We start from the raw sequence: 18,154 nt of genomic DNA on the forward strand, positions 1-18,154 counted from the left end.
CCTCCCTTTACTTGTCAATACCTTCAAAGACCATCTCTAACATTATCTTGTGGTCTTTTCTAAATTCTTCTATGACAATATGTTTATCCTTATATTCTATATCTTTCATATGTTTTTCTTCTAACTTTGAACCTATCATAACTATCAATTCAAATGCTTTCTCCCTATTGAATTTAGGATTAAAATCTATCTTTTTAATAATTTTATGTAAAAGTTCATTATTATAACCTTCAAACTCTTTAGCAAGTACTCCTGCACCTTCTATATTGTTATTTAATAATAGGTTTAAGATCAATTTAGAGTACTGTGGATTTTCTCCAAAAAATTTAAACTTATCATTAAAATATTTACTTATATAATCAATACCTCTTTTATTACTTTCATCTATATGTATAGTTATATTTTCTTTAAACTTATCAATAAAGTATCTAACAACTTCTAAATATAGAGCTTCTTTAGATGAGTAATAATGATACAGTAATCCTTTTGATATTTTAGCATTTTTACAAATAGTATTTGTAGATGCTGCCTGATATCCATGTTGTGCAAATTCCTCAAGTGCTATATTTATTATTTTTTCTTTTACTTTCATAGATTTTTCTCTTTCCATATTACCCACCTTCCCGACCAACTGGTCTGTTTTATAGTATAATATCATTTACCGACCAATTGGTCAACTCTTTTTCTATTACTATATTTCATAAAAGTATAGTAAATATAAAAAAGCCTTATGTTTTCACACAAAGCTTTTTCACTTACTTTTTATATACTTATAATTTTAATAAATAATAATAAACTTAAAAATCTAAAACAACAATCTATTTATAGTCTTCAACATCAAATTCCCTATCTTTATAATAATATTTTCTATCCTCTTCTGTTATTCCTCGTACCACTTTACATGGATTTCCCACAGCTATAACATTATCAGGTATATCTTTTGTTACAACACTTCCAGAGCCTATTACAACATTATTCCCTATCCTAACACCTGGATTTATTACAACACTTCCTCCTACCCATACATTATCCCCAATTGTCACTTCAATACCATATTCATAACCTGAATTCCTTGATTCTGGATGAATGGGATGACCTGCTGTATAAATTGATACATTAGGAGCAAACATTACATTTTCTCCAATTATTACTCTAGCCACATCTAATATTGTACAGTTGAAATTAGCGTAAAAGTTATTTCCAACTTGAATATTTTTACCATAATCGCAATGAAAAGGTTGTTCTATAGAAATAGTGTCTCCTGTTTTTCCAAGTATATTTTTAATCAATTCATCTTTTCTGTTCTTATCATCTGGGCGAATTAAATTATACTCATATATTTTTAGTTTATTTTCCATATGATCTTCACTTAGTCCATCTAACCAAGCTTTATAAGGTAACCCTGCCAACATTCTTTCTTTTTGGTTCATTATTAAATCCCCTCTTCTCTCCATTAGTTTTCTAATAACCACTAAAACAGATATATAATTCTTAGTATTTCTAATAATACTATTCCTTTTCTAATGATTACTTATTACGATAAATCTTCTTTATATCTGATTTATGTTATTATATCATAATCTATAGAAAATCTTTCTACTATACTCTTGAAAATTAAGTATTTTATACTATAAATAAAAGACTTAAGATATTAACCTAAGCCTTCTAAATTACTAATTATTTTTATTAGACTTTTATTTATATTACTTTTCACCTGTATATCTATAAGGAGGATTAGTCGAAATAAAGAATCCACTTCTAACTTCAGCTGACCAATTCTTAAGCATTTCATTCCATTCCACACTAGAAAAGAAATAATCTATTGGCTTACTGGAGTCCCAAACTAAAACACGGTATGGAACTATACCACCAGCTTCATAGACATCTTGACCAGAAACCGTAACTTCAGTTATAAATAATTGAGGTAATCCGTATTGAAAAGCCATTGCAGGCTCTATAAATGAAAATGTAGATCCAGTCCAATATTCTTGTCCAATATCATTCTCGTATACAGTAGCTCCATTTGTTTCTATAACCCTAACTTTTTTTCTTGCTAAATTTAAAGTTACAATTCCATAACTAGAATATATCATTCTTCTAATACTTATCATTGTTGATTCAGGATATTGTTCTGAATTTGGTAAAGTTCTTGGAAATAGTAACTCTTCTTTTAATTCCTTCATTAATCTTAATAAAAAGCTTATTTGAATATTATTCAAAGTTGTACTTGTAGGATGACTTAAGAACACAGGTATTTGATAAGCCCTATTTGTTTTTTCAACTAACTCAGGTGATGGAATTACTTCTTGTAATGAACTACATTGTGATGTTCCTTCTGACTCTTTGTCATCCTGCCTGCACCTAGTAGAATTTAAATCTTTATTTCTTCCATGTTCTATATTTGACATATTATTCACCTCAATTTAATTTATTCAAATTAAGGCTTTTAGTTACATGATTCAAAATTACTTTATATAACTATTGTGAATTATTTTTTTCTTTCTTAAAATTTATAACTAATGTTACTATTAATCCCCCCCAAAGAATAGTAGCACCTAATATTAAGAATGATATAGCATAACCTGTCATTTATAAAACCTCCCTACTATTTATATTTTGGGATTCATTTTTAATCTTCCAAGGTCTCTTACTTATTAATAGTCCACCTATAATTCCTAATGCAATAATTGACCAGCCATATAATAATAAAGATATTGGATCATATCCTCCATAAGGAGTCTTAAGTTCTGTTATAATACTTTGTACTAGTGTTATAAACAGTAATGTAGGTGTAACATACTTTATTATAAAGTCCCACCATTTTCCTATCTTAAAATAGGAAATAGCATTTGTATGTTCTCTTATTTCCTTAGGCTTAACTATCCAGCCAATAACAAAAGCCTCTAATAATCCAACTACAACTATCCCATAGTTATTTGTAAAATTATCCATAATATCTAGTAAATATAAACCTGCATTTGTTGCAAAGGATACACTTACTAAAAATCCAATTAAACACAAACTTGTTACAACCTTTTTTCTTTCCCATCCAAACTTATCTGTTATTGAAGCTGAAATTGCCTCAACTAATGATACTGCTGAAGTAATACCAGCAAATACTAGACATATAAAGAATAAAACCCCTAATATGTTTCCCCAAGCCCCCATGATTGTAAAAACTTTAGGAAAAGCTATAAAAGCAAGACCAATCCCACTAGTTACTACTTCTTCTACTGGTAGACCTTCACTTGTTGCCATTACTCCAAGGATTGCAAATACTCCAATTGCACATAAAAATTCAAATCCACAGTTTGCAAATGCAGTCATAAAAGCACTGTTATTTATGTCTGTTCTTTTAGGAAGATAGCTTGAATATGTCATCATGATACCAGTAGCAATACTCAAAGAGAAGAATACTTGTCCATATGCTAAAATCCAAATCTTAGGATCCCTTACTTTATCCCAATCTGGAGTAAATAATGTATTTAACCCTGATGCTGCCCCTTCTAATGTAACTCCTCTTACAACTATAATTATCATTATTAATAGTAAACAAGGTAATAATATTTTATTCATTTTTTCGATTCCAGCTTTTATACCTTTATAGCATATAAACCAGTTTATAGACCAAATTAATCCAATTCCAATTAATATAGGAATAACTATTCCCCCTAATTCTAAAGGTGAATCAGATAATTTCAAAAAATCATTATAAAAGAATGAATTAGAATCCTCTCCCCATCCTTTATTAAAACTAAGAGTTAAATATTTCATTGCCATACTTAAAATCATAGAATAATAACATAATATAATCGCTGAACTAATTATTGACCACCATCCAAACCACTCAAATTTCTTATTAGCTCTTGCTAATGAAAGAGGCGTAGATCCTCTAAATTTATGACCCATTCCATACTCTAATATTAAAAGAGGAATTCCTGCAGTAAATATTGCAAAGAAATAGGGTATTAAAAATGCCCCTCCTCCACTTGAATAAACTACATATGGAAATCTCCATATGTTACCTAACCCTACTGCTGATCCAACTGCTGCAAATATAAAACCTATCTTACTTCCCCATTGTTCTCTATTTTCTTCCATGCCTTATTCCTCCTAAGTCAAACTTTAGTAATAAAAAAATAAAAAGCCCCATAGTTATTTATGGAGCTTTTTAACCTAGGATATAAAAAAAGCCCCATATTAACCTATGAGGCATAATTTATCTATAAATTAGCCGTCATAGATACAATCACTTAAATCAGCAATTACATCTATGACAGTAATAAATATACATCTATCTAATCATATATGAAATTGCTATATTAACTCGGCTAACAATAAGAGTACTCTATTAGATTGTAATTTTTGTTGAACTTGTGATTTTATACTTTTCATAATATTTCCTCCTTTTATTTTTTATAATATTAACATCATAACTTGTACTTTGTCAACTTATTATTTCCAAAATCATTTACTAATCACCTTACTTTTTAATTGATTTATAAATTCTTTCACCTTTTTTTGTCTATATAACATTACATTATTACTAGTTTTTAAAAGTCATTTAAACCCTATTTTACTTTAATTTCAATAATTTCTGATTCATTATTTAACTCTTCACTCTAAAATCCTACCTATAAACCATAAACTTATTAATAGCCTCTTGTTTATAGGTATCCTTTTTAATATTGAACTTTTATGTTTGCCTGTTTTACCTATATATCCAAATTTCTTTCTTTCAATCAGCAATAACTTATCCCTATATATTTAAAATTAAATTCCAAATACAGGCTGATTTGTATCCCTATCATAAATTCCCCACGCACCCCTAATACTATAAAAAACCCCTATATTTCTTAGCATGTTCCCATTAATAATATCAAGATCTGGCTGAAGGGAATATTCTATTTCACCATTCATATATTTTTCATATAAATGGTCATATCTAATAAAAGATATTTCAGTATATATAAATCTTGCTATCAAACCTACATATAGTGATTCCAATGCAGTAACATCTGGCATGGTAACATCTCCAGGCTCTCCATTATATTTACTATAAACAAGATCTATACTTTGTCTTGTTGACGTATAAGATAGTATATCTGATATTATTGCAATTATATCTGCTCCTAGCTGTATATTAAGTAATCTTAATTCTTCCATATCATCACTACTTATATTGTAGTTTTTGAAATTATTACTTGACTCATTGCTATTATGTTTCAATCTCCCTTCTCCTTTACGCCCTTATATCACTATTATATATATGCTTAATATTTTAGTTTGTTTATAACTTAGACAACATTGATATTCTTTAAATCATAAAGTTACTTATATTAAATTTAATTTAATAATTATTTTATAACCTGTAATATTATGGTATACTTTAATGGGCAGAAACTCATTTTTATACTATTTAGGGAATAAAGCTTTCAAAACCGAGTTTTAATCTCTGAAAGGTGGCTGTATCAAAATAGCTTTGATAATAGTCAATAAAAAAAGGATTCTTAATAGAATCCTTTTTTTACGTTTAATAGTAGCTAGCCTTTTGATACTTTTATAAACTTTTCCTAATTTCCTTAATCCAACTTACAGCTCCCTCAGTATTATTCCATACTACTAGTCCATTTTTCATATAGTGCATAGCTTCTTCTTCACTACCAAATTTCCTTATATGAGGAAGTTCTGAAGGTATTCTCTTTTGTTTTATTATATAAGGTATTACATTCGGATTAGCTCTATTTGCCGATTTTAACAATCTAGCAGCCTCTTCCACATTTGATTCTTTAAACGCTAGTATTACCTTACTATAATGAATTGATGTTAAATAATCTTTTTCAAATCTTTCTAAAAGTTCATAAGCTTTATCTAGTTTGTTTTCAATTAGTAACCAATTTATCAAAACGCTTCTTATCATTAACTTATCTTGCTTATCATGTTTTAAAATTTCCATACAATGATCTATTGCTTCTTTTCGCTCTCCATTCTCCCATAATTGAGATGCTAGTTTATACTTAGCCCCAAGCAATGCTTCTATCTCAACCTCATCCCACATATATTCTGGTATACTATCAAAGCTTGACACTCCTAATATTTTTAAGCTTGCAGAAAGAGCCTTTTCTAAAATATTCTTCTTTTCCTCATTACTTTTCTTAATGTCCTTAGCTAATATTATATAGGCATCTGAGCAATAATCACATATTTCTAAAGCTTCTTCTGCAAGCTTTATTTTCTTTTTAAAATTCTTAGCTTCCCAAGCTTCTTTAATTAATTTCTGAGCTTTAATAAACTTTTCATCCTTTATTATTTCATGTGAAATCTCTTCATTATCAGGAGCTTTTATATTTTCTGCTAGTCCACATTTTAATATTAAAAGACTTTCTTCACTAATAGCTTCTAGTAAAGCCTTTATTTCCTTAGACTTTGCCAATCCAGTACTACTACTAACTCCTAATTCTTTATATAGATCTCCTGCCTTCATATATGGCTTACTATTCTTATTAAATAGTCCATTTTCTGTTCCCAATGCATGAATTACTCCGCAGGCCCAAGATGAAGATCTTCCCTTTAATAACAGTTCTCCATGAGCATTAAAAAGCTTATCACAAAGGTTAATTGATGTTTCTAGATATTCTTTATTTAATTTCTCAGTTGAGAATTTTTCTATTATATCTAATATTTCGTCTCTTTTTTCAATTAATTGTTCATGTGAATTTTGCATTCTTTAAAAGCTCCTTTATCGTATATTTCGTTTTATTTAGAATTACTAAATTATTATAACATCATGATACATAATTATCCATAAAACATATATAAATGTATTATTTAGAATATTTAAAATAAATCTTACTTTCAAAATAAGGAGGTCAAGTTATGATACGTCTTTTACTATCAAAATTTTTAAAAATTCTTCCTAACCCCTTATATAATTATAACTCAGAACTTTTATCTAAACTAATATCCAATGACTCCTTAATTAATGAACTTATAATAAAAAAAAGGTTTCAAACATTATGGCGAGAAAGTTTAGGGTATAATATTACAAAAGAAACTTATAAAATAATTAAATTGAAAACCAAAAAAGAAAAGGAATTTATTAAGGCTTCTGTAACTATTATTCATAAATTTTCCCTTACTAATTGTCCTAAAAGTTTTGTGTCAAAAGAGCTAATAAATTATATATTTATTATAAAAAAGGATAAAAGTAAAAAATTTATACATGAATTATATACTGAAGAAACATTACCTGCTTTATACAATGAATCTTCTCCTTTGGATAATAATTTTTCTTCATTAAATAATAAGTCTAGAATAGATTATTGGCGAGAAAAAATCGACTTAATTGATGAAATATCATTGTTATTCACCAAACCATCTAGAATATATAGAAGCAATTATATAGATACTAAATACTCCAGCCCATATAATCCACTAAAATCAATAGCATACGCTCAAAGGCATGCACTAAACTATAATAAAGATTTTAAATCCTTTGATAAAGAAGGTGGCGACTGTACTAATTTTATATCTCAATGTATTAATCATGGTGGGATATCAGTATCAAATACATGGAAACCCTATACCCATCCCTGGTTAAGGGTAAATGAATTGTATTATTATTTACTAAGAAGAGGCCTTGGGCAAGATATAACTAATATAAAGCCTTATCCTATTGGAAGCATTATTCAATTCTATTCAAATAAAAAAGGTTTTTTCTCTCATTCTGGTATCATAACAAAAGAATTAGCTAATGGAGACTATTTATACTGTTGCCATAGCTATGATAAGATAAATTTTCCATTAAGTGAGATTTTCCCTTTAATGTATGACAAAATAAGAGTTGTTGAAATATATTAATATATAAAATAATACTAATATGTGTTTTTTAATTTATTTCTAAAAGGATACTTAGATTACAAATTAATTTTCAACATATATTAGTATTATTTCTATACCTTAAAAGCCTTCTTTAACTTAAATTTTCTTTTTGCTTTCTTTAAATTAGCTTCTTTTAAAAATCTTTTATTTTTTATATTTATTATCTCTTTATATTCATCTGTAGATGTTATCTCCTCTGGATAATTGTTTTCTTGATTTTTACCAGTAGTTTTTACATCTATAACATTGTATATTCCAAACTTTCTTGTAATAGTTACAATTCCATGCCTATAATCTTCATCTATAGTTATAAGCTTTTTATCCTGCTTTTTATATTTACATATACACATGAAAATATATACTTCTTCAATCCTGTCAAAGGATTTACTTCCAATAATCCTAAAAGTACAAATATTACGTTCAACTTTACTTTTGAAAACTATTTTCTTTTCAATATATTTTTCTATGGTCTCTTTTTTAGAAAAACTTAAACCTAAAACTGTAGGCAAATCTGTCAGTATACATATAATAAATATAAAAAATAACACAGAAATCATAACTAAAACTTGTAAAATCCATATATTTTGTAACATAGCTCCCCCAAACCTTTATACTTCCTTTATTTTATCATATTATAATTTCATATATAAGTTATTGGCCCTTATAAAAAAAGATAAAGATGGTATCACCATCTTTATCCTAAATAATCTTCTAGAATTTTTCTCTCCCAATCAAGGATTTCTAAATTATCTAACTGCTTCTTACCCACCCATTTAAACTCTTTATAAGTTTTATCTAAGATAACTCTTTCCTTTAGTGTACCAACAAAAGTCATAACACTTTCATCATTTTCCTCATTAATTAGATGTTCCTTTAAAGGTTCCAGATCAAAAACCACAGATTTTAATATATCCTTAACACCTCTATGTACACACTTTTCTGCACTTTCTTTTCCTCTAATTTTCTGAGTTAACAATGACCAAATTTCATTTTGACCTCTTTTAACCTTTTTCTTTAATATCAAGATATTATTGAAATCATCTCTTATAATTAATGTACATCCCACTAATTTAGACATAATCTTTCCCCCCATCCTAATAAAATCATAATCTACGCTTTTACTCTATATAATTTTACCATATATCTTATAATAAGACTATTCTTTATTACGCAATATTATAATAATTCTTTAAAATAACTGCCCTTATTGACTCATAATTTATGTCCCTTGGGAGTTCCTTTTTTAACTCCCCTACTTTATCTATTCCAATCCTATGACATGCATCAACTATCAATTTTTCCTCTTCATCTTTAAAAAATTCTTTTAAGTTTAAACTGAAACTTATATCACCAGTCTCTTTAATATAATCTGTTACATATCCTAAGATAGTTGATACTGATACCTCTACTTTCTCAGATATTTCTAGTATGGAGTAACCTTCTTCTAGCATATTTATTGAAATTTCTGGATTACCTCTTACCTCATTATCTATAACTAATTTTTTACGTCCTTTATCTATCCAATTTCTTTGTATATTATTATTTGAGACATATTCATCTACAACCTGAATAATCTTTTTACCATAATACTCTACCTTCTTTGGACCGAGTCCACTGATATCCTTTAGTTCTTCTAAAGTTAAAGGATATCTTCCACTTATCTCCTTTAATGTATTTTGCGAAATAATTGAATATGGATATTTACCTTCTTTTTTAGCAAATTCTCCTCTTATTTCTTTCAACATAAGGTATAATTCCTCATCAGTATCTATATATAATACACTATCTTGAGGTTTTATCTCTGTTTCCACTTTTACCGACTTTTTAATAATTTTATTTTCAGCTATATAATCCTTTATAGCCTGTATAAATTGCTTTCCATACTTTTCATACTTTACTTCTCCTACTCCTGTTATTTCTAGAATTTCCTCCTCTGTTATTGGATAAGTATTACTCATTTCTCGTAATGTACTATCTCCAAATATAACATAAGGTGGTACCTTTTCTTCTATAGCTATAGCAAATCTTAGATCCTTTAAGATTCTAAATAGATCGTTAATAACATATTTATTTTCCCTAACTTTAGCTTCTTTTAGTATTACTTTTTCTTCACCTTTTATTACATTAAATGATCTTTGATTTAATTTTAATATAGGATAAGTTCCTTCAACCTGCTCTATAAATCCATGTGATACTAATGTATTCACAAAACTAACTAAATCATCCTTTTTATATTCTTTCATTATTCCATAAGTACTAAGCTTATCAAATCCTAATGCCAATATTTTCTGATTCTTAGAGCCTCTAAGGACATCTACAAGTACTGTTGTACCAAATCCTCTCTTCATCCTATAAATGCAAGAGAGAACCTTCTGGGTATCAATTGTTCTATCTATGTTTTCTCCTTCGGATTTGCAATTGCTACAGTTATTGCAGTCATCCCCACCATCTTCACCAAAATATCTTAGTATAAACCTTCTATAGCATCCACTATTATAAACTAGGCCCACCATATCTTGTAATTTTTTATATGCACTATTCTTTCTATCTTCATTTTGTAGTCCCATATCAATTAGATATTTTTGTAAATGTATATCTCCTGGTGTAAATAATAGAATACATTCACTCTTTTCGCCATCTCTTCCAGCTCTTCCTATCTCCTGATAGTAGCTCTCAATATTTTGAGGCATATTATTATGGATAACATATCTTACATTAGGTTTATCTATACCCATACCAAATGCATTTGTCGCTACTATTATATTCACTTTGTCATTAATAAAATCCTCTTGGCTTTCCCTTCTTTCACTGTCATTTAATCCTGCATGATACTTAGCAACAGAATATCCTAATCTTAATAAAGCTTCATATACTGAATCAACTTCTTTTCTTGTTGCACAATAAATTATTCCAGATAAGTTAGAATTTTTCCTTATATATTCCTTTAAATATCTATCCTTATTCCCTTCCTTTATAACTATAATTTCAAGGTTCTCTCTATCAAAACCACTAACAAAAATCTCAGGATTATTCAATTTTAATAATCTCACAATATCCTCTCTAACTTCTGCTGAAGCTGTAGCCGTAAATGCAGTTATTACAGGCTTAACTTTAAGTGCATTTATAAAATCAGGAATTTTCCTATAACTTGATCTAAAGTCATGTCCCCACTGAGATACACAGTGTGCTTCATCTACTGCAATTTGTGATATATCTATACCCTTTATCAACTCCACAAACTCATGAGAATCCAGTCTTTCTGGTGCTATATATATTATTTTATATTCATTATTTCTTATTCCATGTAATATTTCTTCTAATTCATACTTATCTAAAGTACTGTTTATATATGCTGCTTTTATCCCTACTGAATGTAGTGCATCTACTTGATCTTTCATAAGAGATATTAATGGAGAAATTACTATACTTATCCCTTCAAATATAAGTGCTGGTATCTGATAACAGATAGATTTACCTGCACCTGTTGGCATTATTGCAAGCACATCTCTTTTTTTTGATATCTCATTTATTATTTCTTCTTGACCTTTTCTAAAACTTTTATATCCATAAAACTTTTCTAGAACTTCTAATACTTTTTTCACAATTCCCACTCCTAACAAAAATCATACTTCTATATTAACATACTTAACAAGAACGTACATTCTTATTCATATTATTAAAGTTCTTCCTAGATTATCTATTATAACTCATATGTACTAACTATATATAAAATATTTTTAAATTTTCTGGTTAACCTATTATAGAAGGACAATAACATACAGGAGGATATTTTTATGGATAATAATAAACATAGGATGAAAGATAGACCTAAATCAAATGCTGAAAAGAGAAAAATGTATTCAGAGGCAGGAGCTGAAATTGGTATAGAAAATGGTGAAAAAGTTGGCGCCCATGCAAATGGAAAAAAGTTCACTAAAAGATCTAAGCTATCTCACAATAAATAAGAGGTGATAATATGACAAAACAAAATTCTTTAACTAATAATACTGAATCTGATCCAACATCTACTGCTTACGCTAAGAAAATAAATAATAAGGCTCATAATAATAGTCCATATGGCAAGAATGAACCTTCTACTCAAACAACCTATAAATAAAAAAGGGTGGATTCAGTCCACCCCTTCATATACTAACCTTCATATCTTCCTTGATTAAATACCTCATTCTCATTAATTTCTAAGTTTTTGCAAGCATCCTCAAATGAACAACCATTCTCATCCATATACTTTGCAACATAATTATCAAGAGATGGTATAAAATTATTTTGTTCCAAATTTTTCACTCCTCTACTTTATAGTATTTTTATTATTAACTAAAATAATATTTTTATTACTTCCATTTTATTCTATTTATAATATATATTTATACTCCTATAAAAAAAGACCCAAGTACTTTTAAATACTTGGATCTTCGTCTCTCTACTATTAAACGTTAATTTCACTGGTAATATCTATAGCATCTTTGTTCTTTTCAATAATTGGTGTAACATACTCAGCTATAAATTCTACAACTTGGCCTGGAGCCCTTCCAACAAACTTAGTTGGATCTATTATAGCCAAGATTTCATCCTTAGATAAATTAAAACTATCATCTTCAATAATTCTCTTTATAAGGTCATTATCTAAGCCTTCACCTTTAACTCTTTGTGCCGCAGCCATTGAATGTTCTCTTATCTTTTCATGAAGTTCTTGTCTGTCTCCACCCCTCTTAACTGATTCCATCATTATGTTCTCAGTTGCCATAAATGGAAGTTCGTTATTTACATGAGCAGCTATTACCTTTTCATAAACTACCATATTTTCTGCTATGTTAATATAAAGGTTTAAAACACCATCTAATGCTAAGAATCCCTCAGCCATTGATATTCTCTTATTAGCTGAATCATCTAATGTTCTTTCAAACCATTGAGTTGAAGCTGTTATGGCAGGATTCAATGCATCTACTATCACGTATCTTGCTAAGGCACCCATTCTCTCACTTCTCATTGGATTTCTCTTATATGCCATTGCAGATGATCCAATTTGGTGCTTTTCAAATGGTTCTTCTACTTCCTTCATGTTTTGAAGTAGTCTTAAATCATTTGAAAATTTATAAGCACTTTGTGCAATCTCTGATAATGTGTTAAGGACAATTGAATCAAGCTTTCTTGGGTAAGTCTGACCTGTAACACCATAACTCTTATCAAAGCCCATCTTTTCTGCAACCATCTTATCTAGTTTCTTAACCTTTTCTTCGTCTCCTTCAAAGAGAGTCATAAAGCTTGCTTGTGTTCCTGTAGTTCCCTTAACCCCTCTTAACTTTAGTGTAGATATTAAATGATCTAAGTTCTCTATGTCCATTACTAAATCTTGCATCCAAAGAGTAGCTCTCTTACCAACAGTAGTTAATTGAGCTGGTTGGAAGTGAGTAAATCCTAATGTAGGCATATCTTTATACTTTATAGCAAATTTACTTAATCTATCTAATACAGTAATTATTTTTTTCTTAGTTAGAAGTAAAGCATCTCTCATGATTATTACATCAGTATTGTCACCAACATAACAACTAGTAGCACCTAAATGTATTATGCCTTTAGCACTAGGACATTGTAATCCGTAAGCATAAACATGGCTCATAACATCATGTCGTACTTCTTTTTCTCTTTTAGCTGCTTCATCATAGTTTATGTCATTTACATAAGCTTTAAGCTCTGCTACTTGCTCATCTGTTATATTTAATCCTAAATCCTTCTCACACTCAGCTAAAGCTACCCAAAGCTTTCTCCAAGTTGAAAACTTCATATCATCTGAGAATATATAACTCATTTCTTTTGATGCGTATCTTGAATTTAATGGTGAACTGTATAAGTTTCTCATTTCCTACCTCCACACGAATGTATTTATTATTATTTTTATTATTATTCGTATTATATCATATTTTTATGTTTTTTTCACCTTTTTATAAAAATTGTTTCACATAGTAATATTTCCGTCCTCTTAACATATAAATTAAATAAGTAAAGATTTATATAATGGGAGTGAATAATATGTATAAGCTAAACATAATCGACAAAATATCCTTCATACTCTGCTTAATTGGATGTATTAACTGGGGACTTATTGGACTATTGAACTTAAATCTAATTACCTTATTGACAGCTGGTTCTATTATTCTACAAAGAGGAATATATATACTAGTTTTTTTGTCTTCACTTAACCTTATTTCTCTAATTGTTAGGTGTAAATACTTTTTTAATCAAAAATAATCCTTCTTACATAAGTTAAATTTCAGTAGAAAAATAAAAAAAGGTTCCTTTTGGAACCTTTTTTAAGTACTAGTCTTCTAAGTTTTCTACTAAGCTTGCAATTTCTTCAACTGCTAAAGCTTCGTCATCTCCACTTGCTATAACCTTTATTAATGAATCCTTAGTTACTGCTAATGATAAAACACCAATTAAGCTCTTAACGTTAGCTTTCTTTCCATTGAATTCTATGCTTACATCCGATTTGAATGATGAAGCCTTCTTTACTAATAAAGTTGCTGGTCTAGCATGTAAACCAGTTCCGTTTTTAACTAAAACCTCTTTTGAAACCATTACATTCACCTCTTTAAAAATTCTATAAGTTTTCACTTAACTTTTATTATTATATATGACTTTCTAGATAATATCAATACCTTTATTTAACCTTTACATTTACATAATTATAAAATCAGGCCATATACCAATGTATATAGCCTAGAATAATTCTATCTTGGTTGAACTATAAGCTTAATAGCTGTTCTTTCTTCACCATCAATTATGATATCTGTAAATGCAGGAATACATACAATATCCTTACCACTAGGGGCAACAAATCCTCTTGCGATTGCTATTGCTTTTACTGCTTGATTAATAGCACCCGCTCCAACTGCTTGAATCTCTACTATGTTTTTTTCTTTAATAATTGCAGCCAGCGCACCTGCTACTGAATTTGGGTTTGATTTTGTTGATACCTTTAATACTTCCATTTTTATTTCTCCTCCCAGATCTCTTACTAATCGTTTACAAACATTAGTGCCCAATTTTATTTTTTTCTACTCCTGATATATATTCTACATATTTATTTAAAATCCTTTTTTATATTAAGAATTTTTTAAATTTTAGTATAAAAAAAATACATTTTGATAAACAAAATGTATTTTTATTTCTATTATTTTGCAAAATCCACTGCTCTAGTTTCTCTTATAACATTAATTTTAATTTGCCCTGGATATTCTAATTGTTCTTCGATGCTCTTTACTATATTACGTGCTAGTTCAACTGCACCAACATCGTCAACATGATCTGGTTTAACCATAATTCTAATCTCTCTACCAGCTTGAATGGCATATGACTTTTCTACACCTTCATATGAATTTGCAATTTCTTCTAATTTTTCTAATCTTTTGATATAAGCTTCTAAGGTTTCTCTTCTTGCTCCTGGTCTAGCTGCTGATATAGCATCTGCCGCTTGAACCAAAATAGCTTCTAATGATTCCATCTCAACATCTCCATGATGAGCTGCTATTGCATTTACTACAACAGGTGATTCGTGGTATTTCTTAGCAAGATCTCCCCCAATTAATGCATGTGGTCCTTCTTGTTCTTGATCTACCGCTTTTCCAATATCATGTAGTAAACCAGCTCTTCTAGCTAGAGTAACATCTAAACCTAATTCTGAAGCCATTAAACCAGCTAAATATGAAACTTCTATGGAATGCTTTAAAACATTTTGTCCATAGCTAGTTCTATATTTCAATCTTCCAAGTAATCTTACTATCTCTGGATGTAATCCATGAACACCAGTTTCAAGGGTTGCTTGTTCTCCCTCTTCCTTAATGTCATTCTCCACATCTCTTTGAGACCTTTCAACCATCTCTTCAATTCTAGCTGGATGTATTCTGCCATCCACTATTAACTTTTCTAGTGCCATCCTAGCAACTTCTCTTCTTATCGGATCAAAGCTGGACAGGATAACTGCTTCTGGAGTATCATCTATAATTAAATCTACTCCTGTTAAAGTTTCAAGGGTTCTAATGTTTCTACCTTCTCTACCTATGATTCTACCCTTCATCTCATCATTTGGTAAGGCAACAACATGTACAGTTGATTCTGATACATGATCTGCAGCGCATCTTTGAATAGCAGTAGTTATTATTTCTCTTGCTTTCTTATCTGCTTCTTCTTTAGCCCTACTTTCGACGTCTTTAATCATTAAGGCTGCATCATGAGTTATTTCCTTCTTAATTTCATCTAATAGGATTTGTCTTGCTTCTTCACCTGATAGGCCAGAAACTCTTTCAAGTTCTTCTCTTCTTTTTGTATGAAGTTCTTGAACCTTAATCTCCATATTATCGATTTCAATCATTCTCTCACTGATTGCATCTTCCTTCTTTTGAAGTGTGTCACTCTTTTTGTCAAGTGACTCTTCCCTTTGAATTAATCTTCTTTCAAGCCTTTGAATTTCACTTCTTCTCTCACGAGAATCTCTTTCAACATCAGTTCTTAATCTATGAACCTCTTCCTTAGCTTCTAATATAGCTTCCTTCTTTGATGCTTCAGCCTCTTTTTTTGCATTTTCTAAAAGTGCTTCTGCTTCCTTTTCTAGAGATTCTATCTTATTTTTTGATGTTGCTTGAATTGTTTTATAAAGTACTATTCCTAAAACTAATAGAACAACAATATCTATTATTATTAATATAAACGTATCTTTCACGTTAACACCTCCCACATGTATACTCTTTTATTATAAGTAAACATGAAAGTGTATAGGTGTCATATTCTTCTCACTGTTTTATAGGAATATGATAAACCAGTATTTGTTATTATTTTAGCTGAAAATTAAAATTATGTCAAGTTAGGTTACTATCACTGTTATAATATAGTTTATGTTATATATACTCTTTCATTCTTTAATTTTCTCTATTTATCTTATTTTTATTCCTACATTAGTAAACCTTTTCTTTATAGTTTTTATTCATTTTTTCACCAAATATTTTATTTTACAATTAAATATTAGCAAATATTTTTTCTTAATAAAGTTATTTACGCCTTTTTATTACTTCATTTTTATTTTTTATAAATGTTATTCATCAATAATCTTTTATTTTTTTATAAAAATAGTTATAATATTTAAATAGAAAAAGGAATAGTCAAGTCAATAACCATTCCTTTATATCTATTTACTTTTCTTCTGTGGTAGTTTCTTTTGGTTCTGCAGCAACCATTTTAGGTAGTTCATATTTCTCTCTAATCTTATTTTCTATTTCTAAAGCTATTTCAGGATTATCCTTTAGATATACCTTAGCATTTTCTCTACCTTGCCCTAGCCTTATATCACCGTATGAGAACCATGCCCCACTCTTTTGAACTATTTCTTCCTTAACTCCAACATCTACGATATTTCCATTTCTAGAAATACCCTCGTTGTACATAATATCAAATTCAGCCACCTTAAATGGTGGAGCAACTTTATTCTTAGTAATCTTAACTCTTGTTCTGTTACCAAGAATAGCATCACCTGATTTAATAGAATCTATTCTTCTTACATCCAATCTTACAGATGCATAGAACTTTAACGCTCTTCCTCCAGTTGTTACTTCTGGGCTACCAAACATTACACCAACTTTTTCTCTTAACTGGTTAATAAATATAGCAACACAATTAGTTTTATTTATAGTACCTGCTAATTTTCTTAATGCTTGTGACATAAGTCTTGCTTGAAGACCAATATGAGAATCTCCCATTTCCCCTTCTATTTCTGCTCTTGGTACTAAAGCAGCAACTGAATCCACAACTAAAACATCTATAGCTCCTGAACGTACTAAGGCTTCTGCAATTTCTAATCCTTGCTCTCCTGTATCTGGTTGAGAAACTATCAGATTTTCTGTATCAACTCCAATTTTCCTTGCATAACTAGGATCTAATGCATGCTCTGCATCTATAAAAGCAACAGCTCCTCCTAATTTTTGTGCTTCTGCTGCAATATGTAATGCAACTGTTGTTTTACCTGAACTTTCTGGTCCATATACCTCTATAATTCTTCCCTTAGGAACTCCACCAATCCCTAAAGCTATATCAAGATCTAAACATCCTGTAGATATTGAATCAAGCTTTAAATGGCTATCTTCACCTAATTTCATTACAGACCCCTTACCAAATTGCTTTTCTATCTGACCCATTGCATTTTCAATTGCCTTTAATTTATCCATATTAATATTATTACTCATATTACCCGCACCTTCCTCTCTAACGA

20 protein-coding genes are annotated in these 18,154 nt (G+C 29.2%); 4 read left to right on the top strand and 16 right to left on the bottom strand.

All coding sequences use genetic code 11. The annotated features are described in order from the left end of the window. Window positions 1-7 precede the first annotated feature (7 nt). The 7 genes from ACSYT2_RS08105 to ACSYT2_RS08135 all read right to left on the bottom strand — a co-directional run bounded on the left by ACSYT2_RS08105 (window position 8) and on the right by ACSYT2_RS08135 (window position 6,724). Window positions 8-610 (bottom strand): TetR/AcrR family transcriptional regulator, encoded by a 603-nt coding sequence (locus ACSYT2_RS08105; protein WP_430854722.1) that lies wholly within the window; start codon window positions 608-610, stop codon window positions 8-10. Window positions 611-818: 208 nt separating this feature from the next. Beyond that, the gene (locus tag ACSYT2_RS08110; RefSeq protein WP_430854723.1) at window positions 819-1,430 is read right to left on the bottom strand and encodes a sugar O-acetyltransferase; all 612 of its coding nucleotides are present in this window, start codon (window positions 1,428-1,430) and stop codon (window positions 819-821) included. Window positions 1,431-1,703: 273 nt separating this feature from the next. Beyond that, a complete protein-coding gene (locus tag ACSYT2_RS08115) occupies window positions 1,704-2,408 on the bottom strand; it encodes a hypothetical protein (protein WP_430854724.1) in 705 nt (234 codons plus the stop codon). A gap of 70 nt (window positions 2,409-2,478) precedes the next feature. Next, window positions 2,479-2,589, bottom strand: a complete 111-nt coding sequence (locus ACSYT2_RS08120) for a MetS family NSS transporter small subunit (protein WP_430854725.1) — start codon at window positions 2,587-2,589, stop codon at window positions 2,479-2,481. Next, window positions 2,590-4,101 (bottom strand): sodium-dependent transporter, encoded by a 1,512-nt coding sequence (locus ACSYT2_RS08125; RefSeq protein WP_438384511.1) that lies wholly within the window; start codon window positions 4,099-4,101, stop codon window positions 2,590-2,592. A gap of 672 nt (window positions 4,102-4,773) precedes the next feature. Beyond that, window positions 4,774-5,229 carry a hypothetical protein gene (locus tag ACSYT2_RS08130; protein WP_430854727.1) on the bottom strand — a complete coding sequence of 152 codons (456 nt, stop codon included), beginning with the start codon at window positions 5,227-5,229 and terminating at the stop codon, window positions 4,774-4,776. Window positions 5,230-5,560: 331 nt separating this feature from the next. Then, window positions 5,561-6,724: a DUF6398 domain-containing protein gene (locus ACSYT2_RS08135; protein WP_438384513.1), complete on the bottom strand. Its 1,164-nt coding sequence runs from the start codon at window positions 6,722-6,724 to the stop codon at window positions 5,561-5,563. A 152-nt stretch (window positions 6,725-6,876) separates the two neighbouring features. Here ACSYT2_RS08135 and ACSYT2_RS08140 point away from each other — a divergent pair, with 152 nt between their 5' ends. Continuing rightward, window positions 6,877-7,860, top strand: coding sequence for an amidase domain-containing protein (locus ACSYT2_RS08140; protein WP_438384515.1), 984 nt, complete (start codon window positions 6,877-6,879; stop codon window positions 7,858-7,860). 92 nt (window positions 7,861-7,952) lie between these two features. On the opposite strand, the gene ACSYT2_RS08145 is transcribed toward ACSYT2_RS08140, so the two are convergent. The 3 genes from ACSYT2_RS08145 to recQ form a co-directional block, all read right to left on the bottom strand. Continuing rightward, window positions 7,953-8,474 (bottom strand): hypothetical protein, encoded by a 522-nt coding sequence (locus tag ACSYT2_RS08145; RefSeq protein ID WP_430854730.1) that lies wholly within the window; start codon window positions 8,472-8,474, stop codon window positions 7,953-7,955. Between the two features lie 101 nt (window positions 8,475-8,575). After that, window positions 8,576-8,959 (bottom strand): hypothetical protein, encoded by a 384-nt coding sequence (locus ACSYT2_RS08150; protein WP_430854731.1) that lies wholly within the window; start codon window positions 8,957-8,959, stop codon window positions 8,576-8,578. Window positions 8,960-9,047: 88 nt separating this feature from the next. Beyond that, window positions 9,048-11,486: a DNA helicase RecQ gene (gene recQ, locus ACSYT2_RS08155; protein ID WP_430855748.1), complete on the bottom strand. Its 2,439-nt coding sequence runs from the start codon at window positions 11,484-11,486 to the stop codon at window positions 9,048-9,050. 189 nt (window positions 11,487-11,675) lie between these two features. On the opposite strand from recQ, the gene ACSYT2_RS08160 reads away from it, so the two are divergent. Together ACSYT2_RS08160 and ACSYT2_RS08165 are read left to right on the top strand one after the other, a co-directional pair. Next, the gene (locus ACSYT2_RS08160) at window positions 11,676-11,846 is read left to right on the top strand and encodes a hypothetical protein (RefSeq protein ID WP_430854732.1); all 171 of its coding nucleotides are present in this window, start codon (window positions 11,676-11,678) and stop codon (window positions 11,844-11,846) included. A gap of 11 nt (window positions 11,847-11,857) precedes the next feature. Continuing rightward, a complete protein-coding gene (locus ACSYT2_RS08165; protein ID WP_430854733.1) occupies window positions 11,858-11,998 on the top strand; it encodes a hypothetical protein in 141 nt (46 codons plus the stop codon). Window positions 11,999-12,030: 32 nt separating this feature from the next. Here the strand turns inward: ACSYT2_RS08165 and ACSYT2_RS08170 are convergent, their stop codons facing one another. Then, window positions 12,031-12,174 (bottom strand): hypothetical protein, encoded by a 144-nt coding sequence (locus ACSYT2_RS08170; protein WP_430854734.1) that lies wholly within the window; start codon window positions 12,172-12,174, stop codon window positions 12,031-12,033. A gap of 151 nt (window positions 12,175-12,325) precedes the next feature. Then, on the bottom strand, window positions 12,326-13,756 hold the full coding sequence (gene purB, locus ACSYT2_RS08175; RefSeq protein WP_438384517.1) for an adenylosuccinate lyase: 1,431 nt from the start codon (window positions 13,754-13,756) through the stop codon (window positions 12,326-12,328). A 170-nt stretch (window positions 13,757-13,926) separates the two neighbouring features. Here purB and ACSYT2_RS08180 point away from each other — a divergent pair, with 170 nt between their 5' ends. Beyond that, the gene (locus tag ACSYT2_RS08180) at window positions 13,927-14,145 is read left to right on the top strand and encodes a DUF378 domain-containing protein (RefSeq protein ID WP_430854736.1); all 219 of its coding nucleotides are present in this window, start codon (window positions 13,927-13,929) and stop codon (window positions 14,143-14,145) included. A 69-nt stretch (window positions 14,146-14,214) separates the two neighbouring features. Here the strand turns inward: ACSYT2_RS08180 and ACSYT2_RS08185 are convergent, their stop codons facing one another. The 4 genes from ACSYT2_RS08185 to recA form a co-directional block, all read right to left on the bottom strand. After that, window positions 14,215-14,475, bottom strand: coding sequence for an HPr family phosphocarrier protein (locus ACSYT2_RS08185; protein WP_430854737.1), 261 nt, complete (start codon window positions 14,473-14,475; stop codon window positions 14,215-14,217). A 152-nt stretch (window positions 14,476-14,627) separates the two neighbouring features. After that, window positions 14,628-14,888, bottom strand: a complete 261-nt coding sequence (locus ACSYT2_RS08190; protein WP_430854738.1) for a stage V sporulation protein S — start codon at window positions 14,886-14,888, stop codon at window positions 14,628-14,630. Window positions 14,889-15,070: 182 nt separating this feature from the next. Further along, window positions 15,071-16,615, bottom strand: coding sequence for a ribonuclease Y (gene rny / locus ACSYT2_RS08195; RefSeq protein WP_430854739.1), 1,545 nt, complete (start codon window positions 16,613-16,615; stop codon window positions 15,071-15,073). A 466-nt stretch (window positions 16,616-17,081) separates the two neighbouring features. Further along, window positions 17,082-18,128 (bottom strand): recombinase RecA, encoded by a 1,047-nt coding sequence (gene recA / locus ACSYT2_RS08200; protein WP_430854740.1) that lies wholly within the window; start codon window positions 18,126-18,128, stop codon window positions 17,082-17,084. Window positions 18,129-18,154: the final 26 nt, after the last annotated feature.

This window comes from Clostridium zhoujianii (assembly GCF_051590805.1).
GTDB lineage: Bacteria > Bacillota > Clostridia > Clostridiales > Clostridiaceae > Clostridium.

Excerpts from the sequence above, each read along its gene's own strand:
- ACSYT2_RS08105 (WP_430854722.1), bottom strand. The coding sequence starts at position 610 with ATGGAAAGAGAAAAATCTATGAAAGTAAAAGAAAAAATAATAAATATA.
- ACSYT2_RS08110 (WP_430854723.1), bottom strand. The coding sequence starts at position 1,430 with ATGAACCAAAAAGAAAGAATGTTGGCAGGGTTACCTTATAAAGCTTGG.
- ACSYT2_RS08115 (WP_430854724.1), bottom strand. The coding sequence starts at position 2,408 with ATGTCAAATATAGAACATGGAAGAAATAAAGATTTAAATTCTACTAGG.
- ACSYT2_RS08120 (WP_430854725.1), bottom strand. The coding sequence starts at position 2,589 with ATGACAGGTTATGCTATATCATTCTTAATATTAGGTGCTACTATTCTT.
- ACSYT2_RS08125 (WP_438384511.1), bottom strand. The coding sequence starts at position 4,101 with ATGGAAGAAAATAGAGAACAATGGGGAAGTAAGATAGGTTTTATATTT.
- ACSYT2_RS08135 (WP_438384513.1), bottom strand. The coding sequence starts at position 6,724 with ATGCAAAATTCACATGAACAATTAATTGAAAAAAGAGACGAAATATTA.
- ACSYT2_RS08140 (WP_438384515.1), top strand. The coding sequence starts at position 6,877 with ATGATACGTCTTTTACTATCAAAATTTTTAAAAATTCTTCCTAACCCC.
- ACSYT2_RS08145 (WP_430854730.1), bottom strand. The coding sequence starts at position 8,474 with ATGTTACAAAATATATGGATTTTACAAGTTTTAGTTATGATTTCTGTG.
- ACSYT2_RS08150 (WP_430854731.1), bottom strand. The coding sequence starts at position 8,959 with ATGTCTAAATTAGTGGGATGTACATTAATTATAAGAGATGATTTCAAT.
- ACSYT2_RS08160 (WP_430854732.1), top strand. The coding sequence starts at position 11,676 with ATGGATAATAATAAACATAGGATGAAAGATAGACCTAAATCAAATGCT.
- ACSYT2_RS08165 (WP_430854733.1), top strand. The coding sequence starts at position 11,858 with ATGACAAAACAAAATTCTTTAACTAATAATACTGAATCTGATCCAACA.
- purB (WP_438384517.1), bottom strand. The coding sequence starts at position 13,756 with ATGAGAAACTTATACAGTTCACCATTAAATTCAAGATACGCATCAAAA.
- ACSYT2_RS08180 (WP_430854736.1), top strand. The coding sequence starts at position 13,927 with ATGTATAAGCTAAACATAATCGACAAAATATCCTTCATACTCTGCTTA.
- ACSYT2_RS08185 (WP_430854737.1), bottom strand. The coding sequence starts at position 14,475 with ATGGTTTCAAAAGAGGTTTTAGTTAAAAACGGAACTGGTTTACATGCT.
- ACSYT2_RS08190 (WP_430854738.1), bottom strand. The coding sequence starts at position 14,888 with ATGGAAGTATTAAAGGTATCAACAAAATCAAACCCAAATTCAGTAGCA.
- recA (WP_430854740.1), bottom strand. The coding sequence starts at position 18,128 with ATGAGTAATAATATTAATATGGATAAATTAAAGGCAATTGAAAATGCA.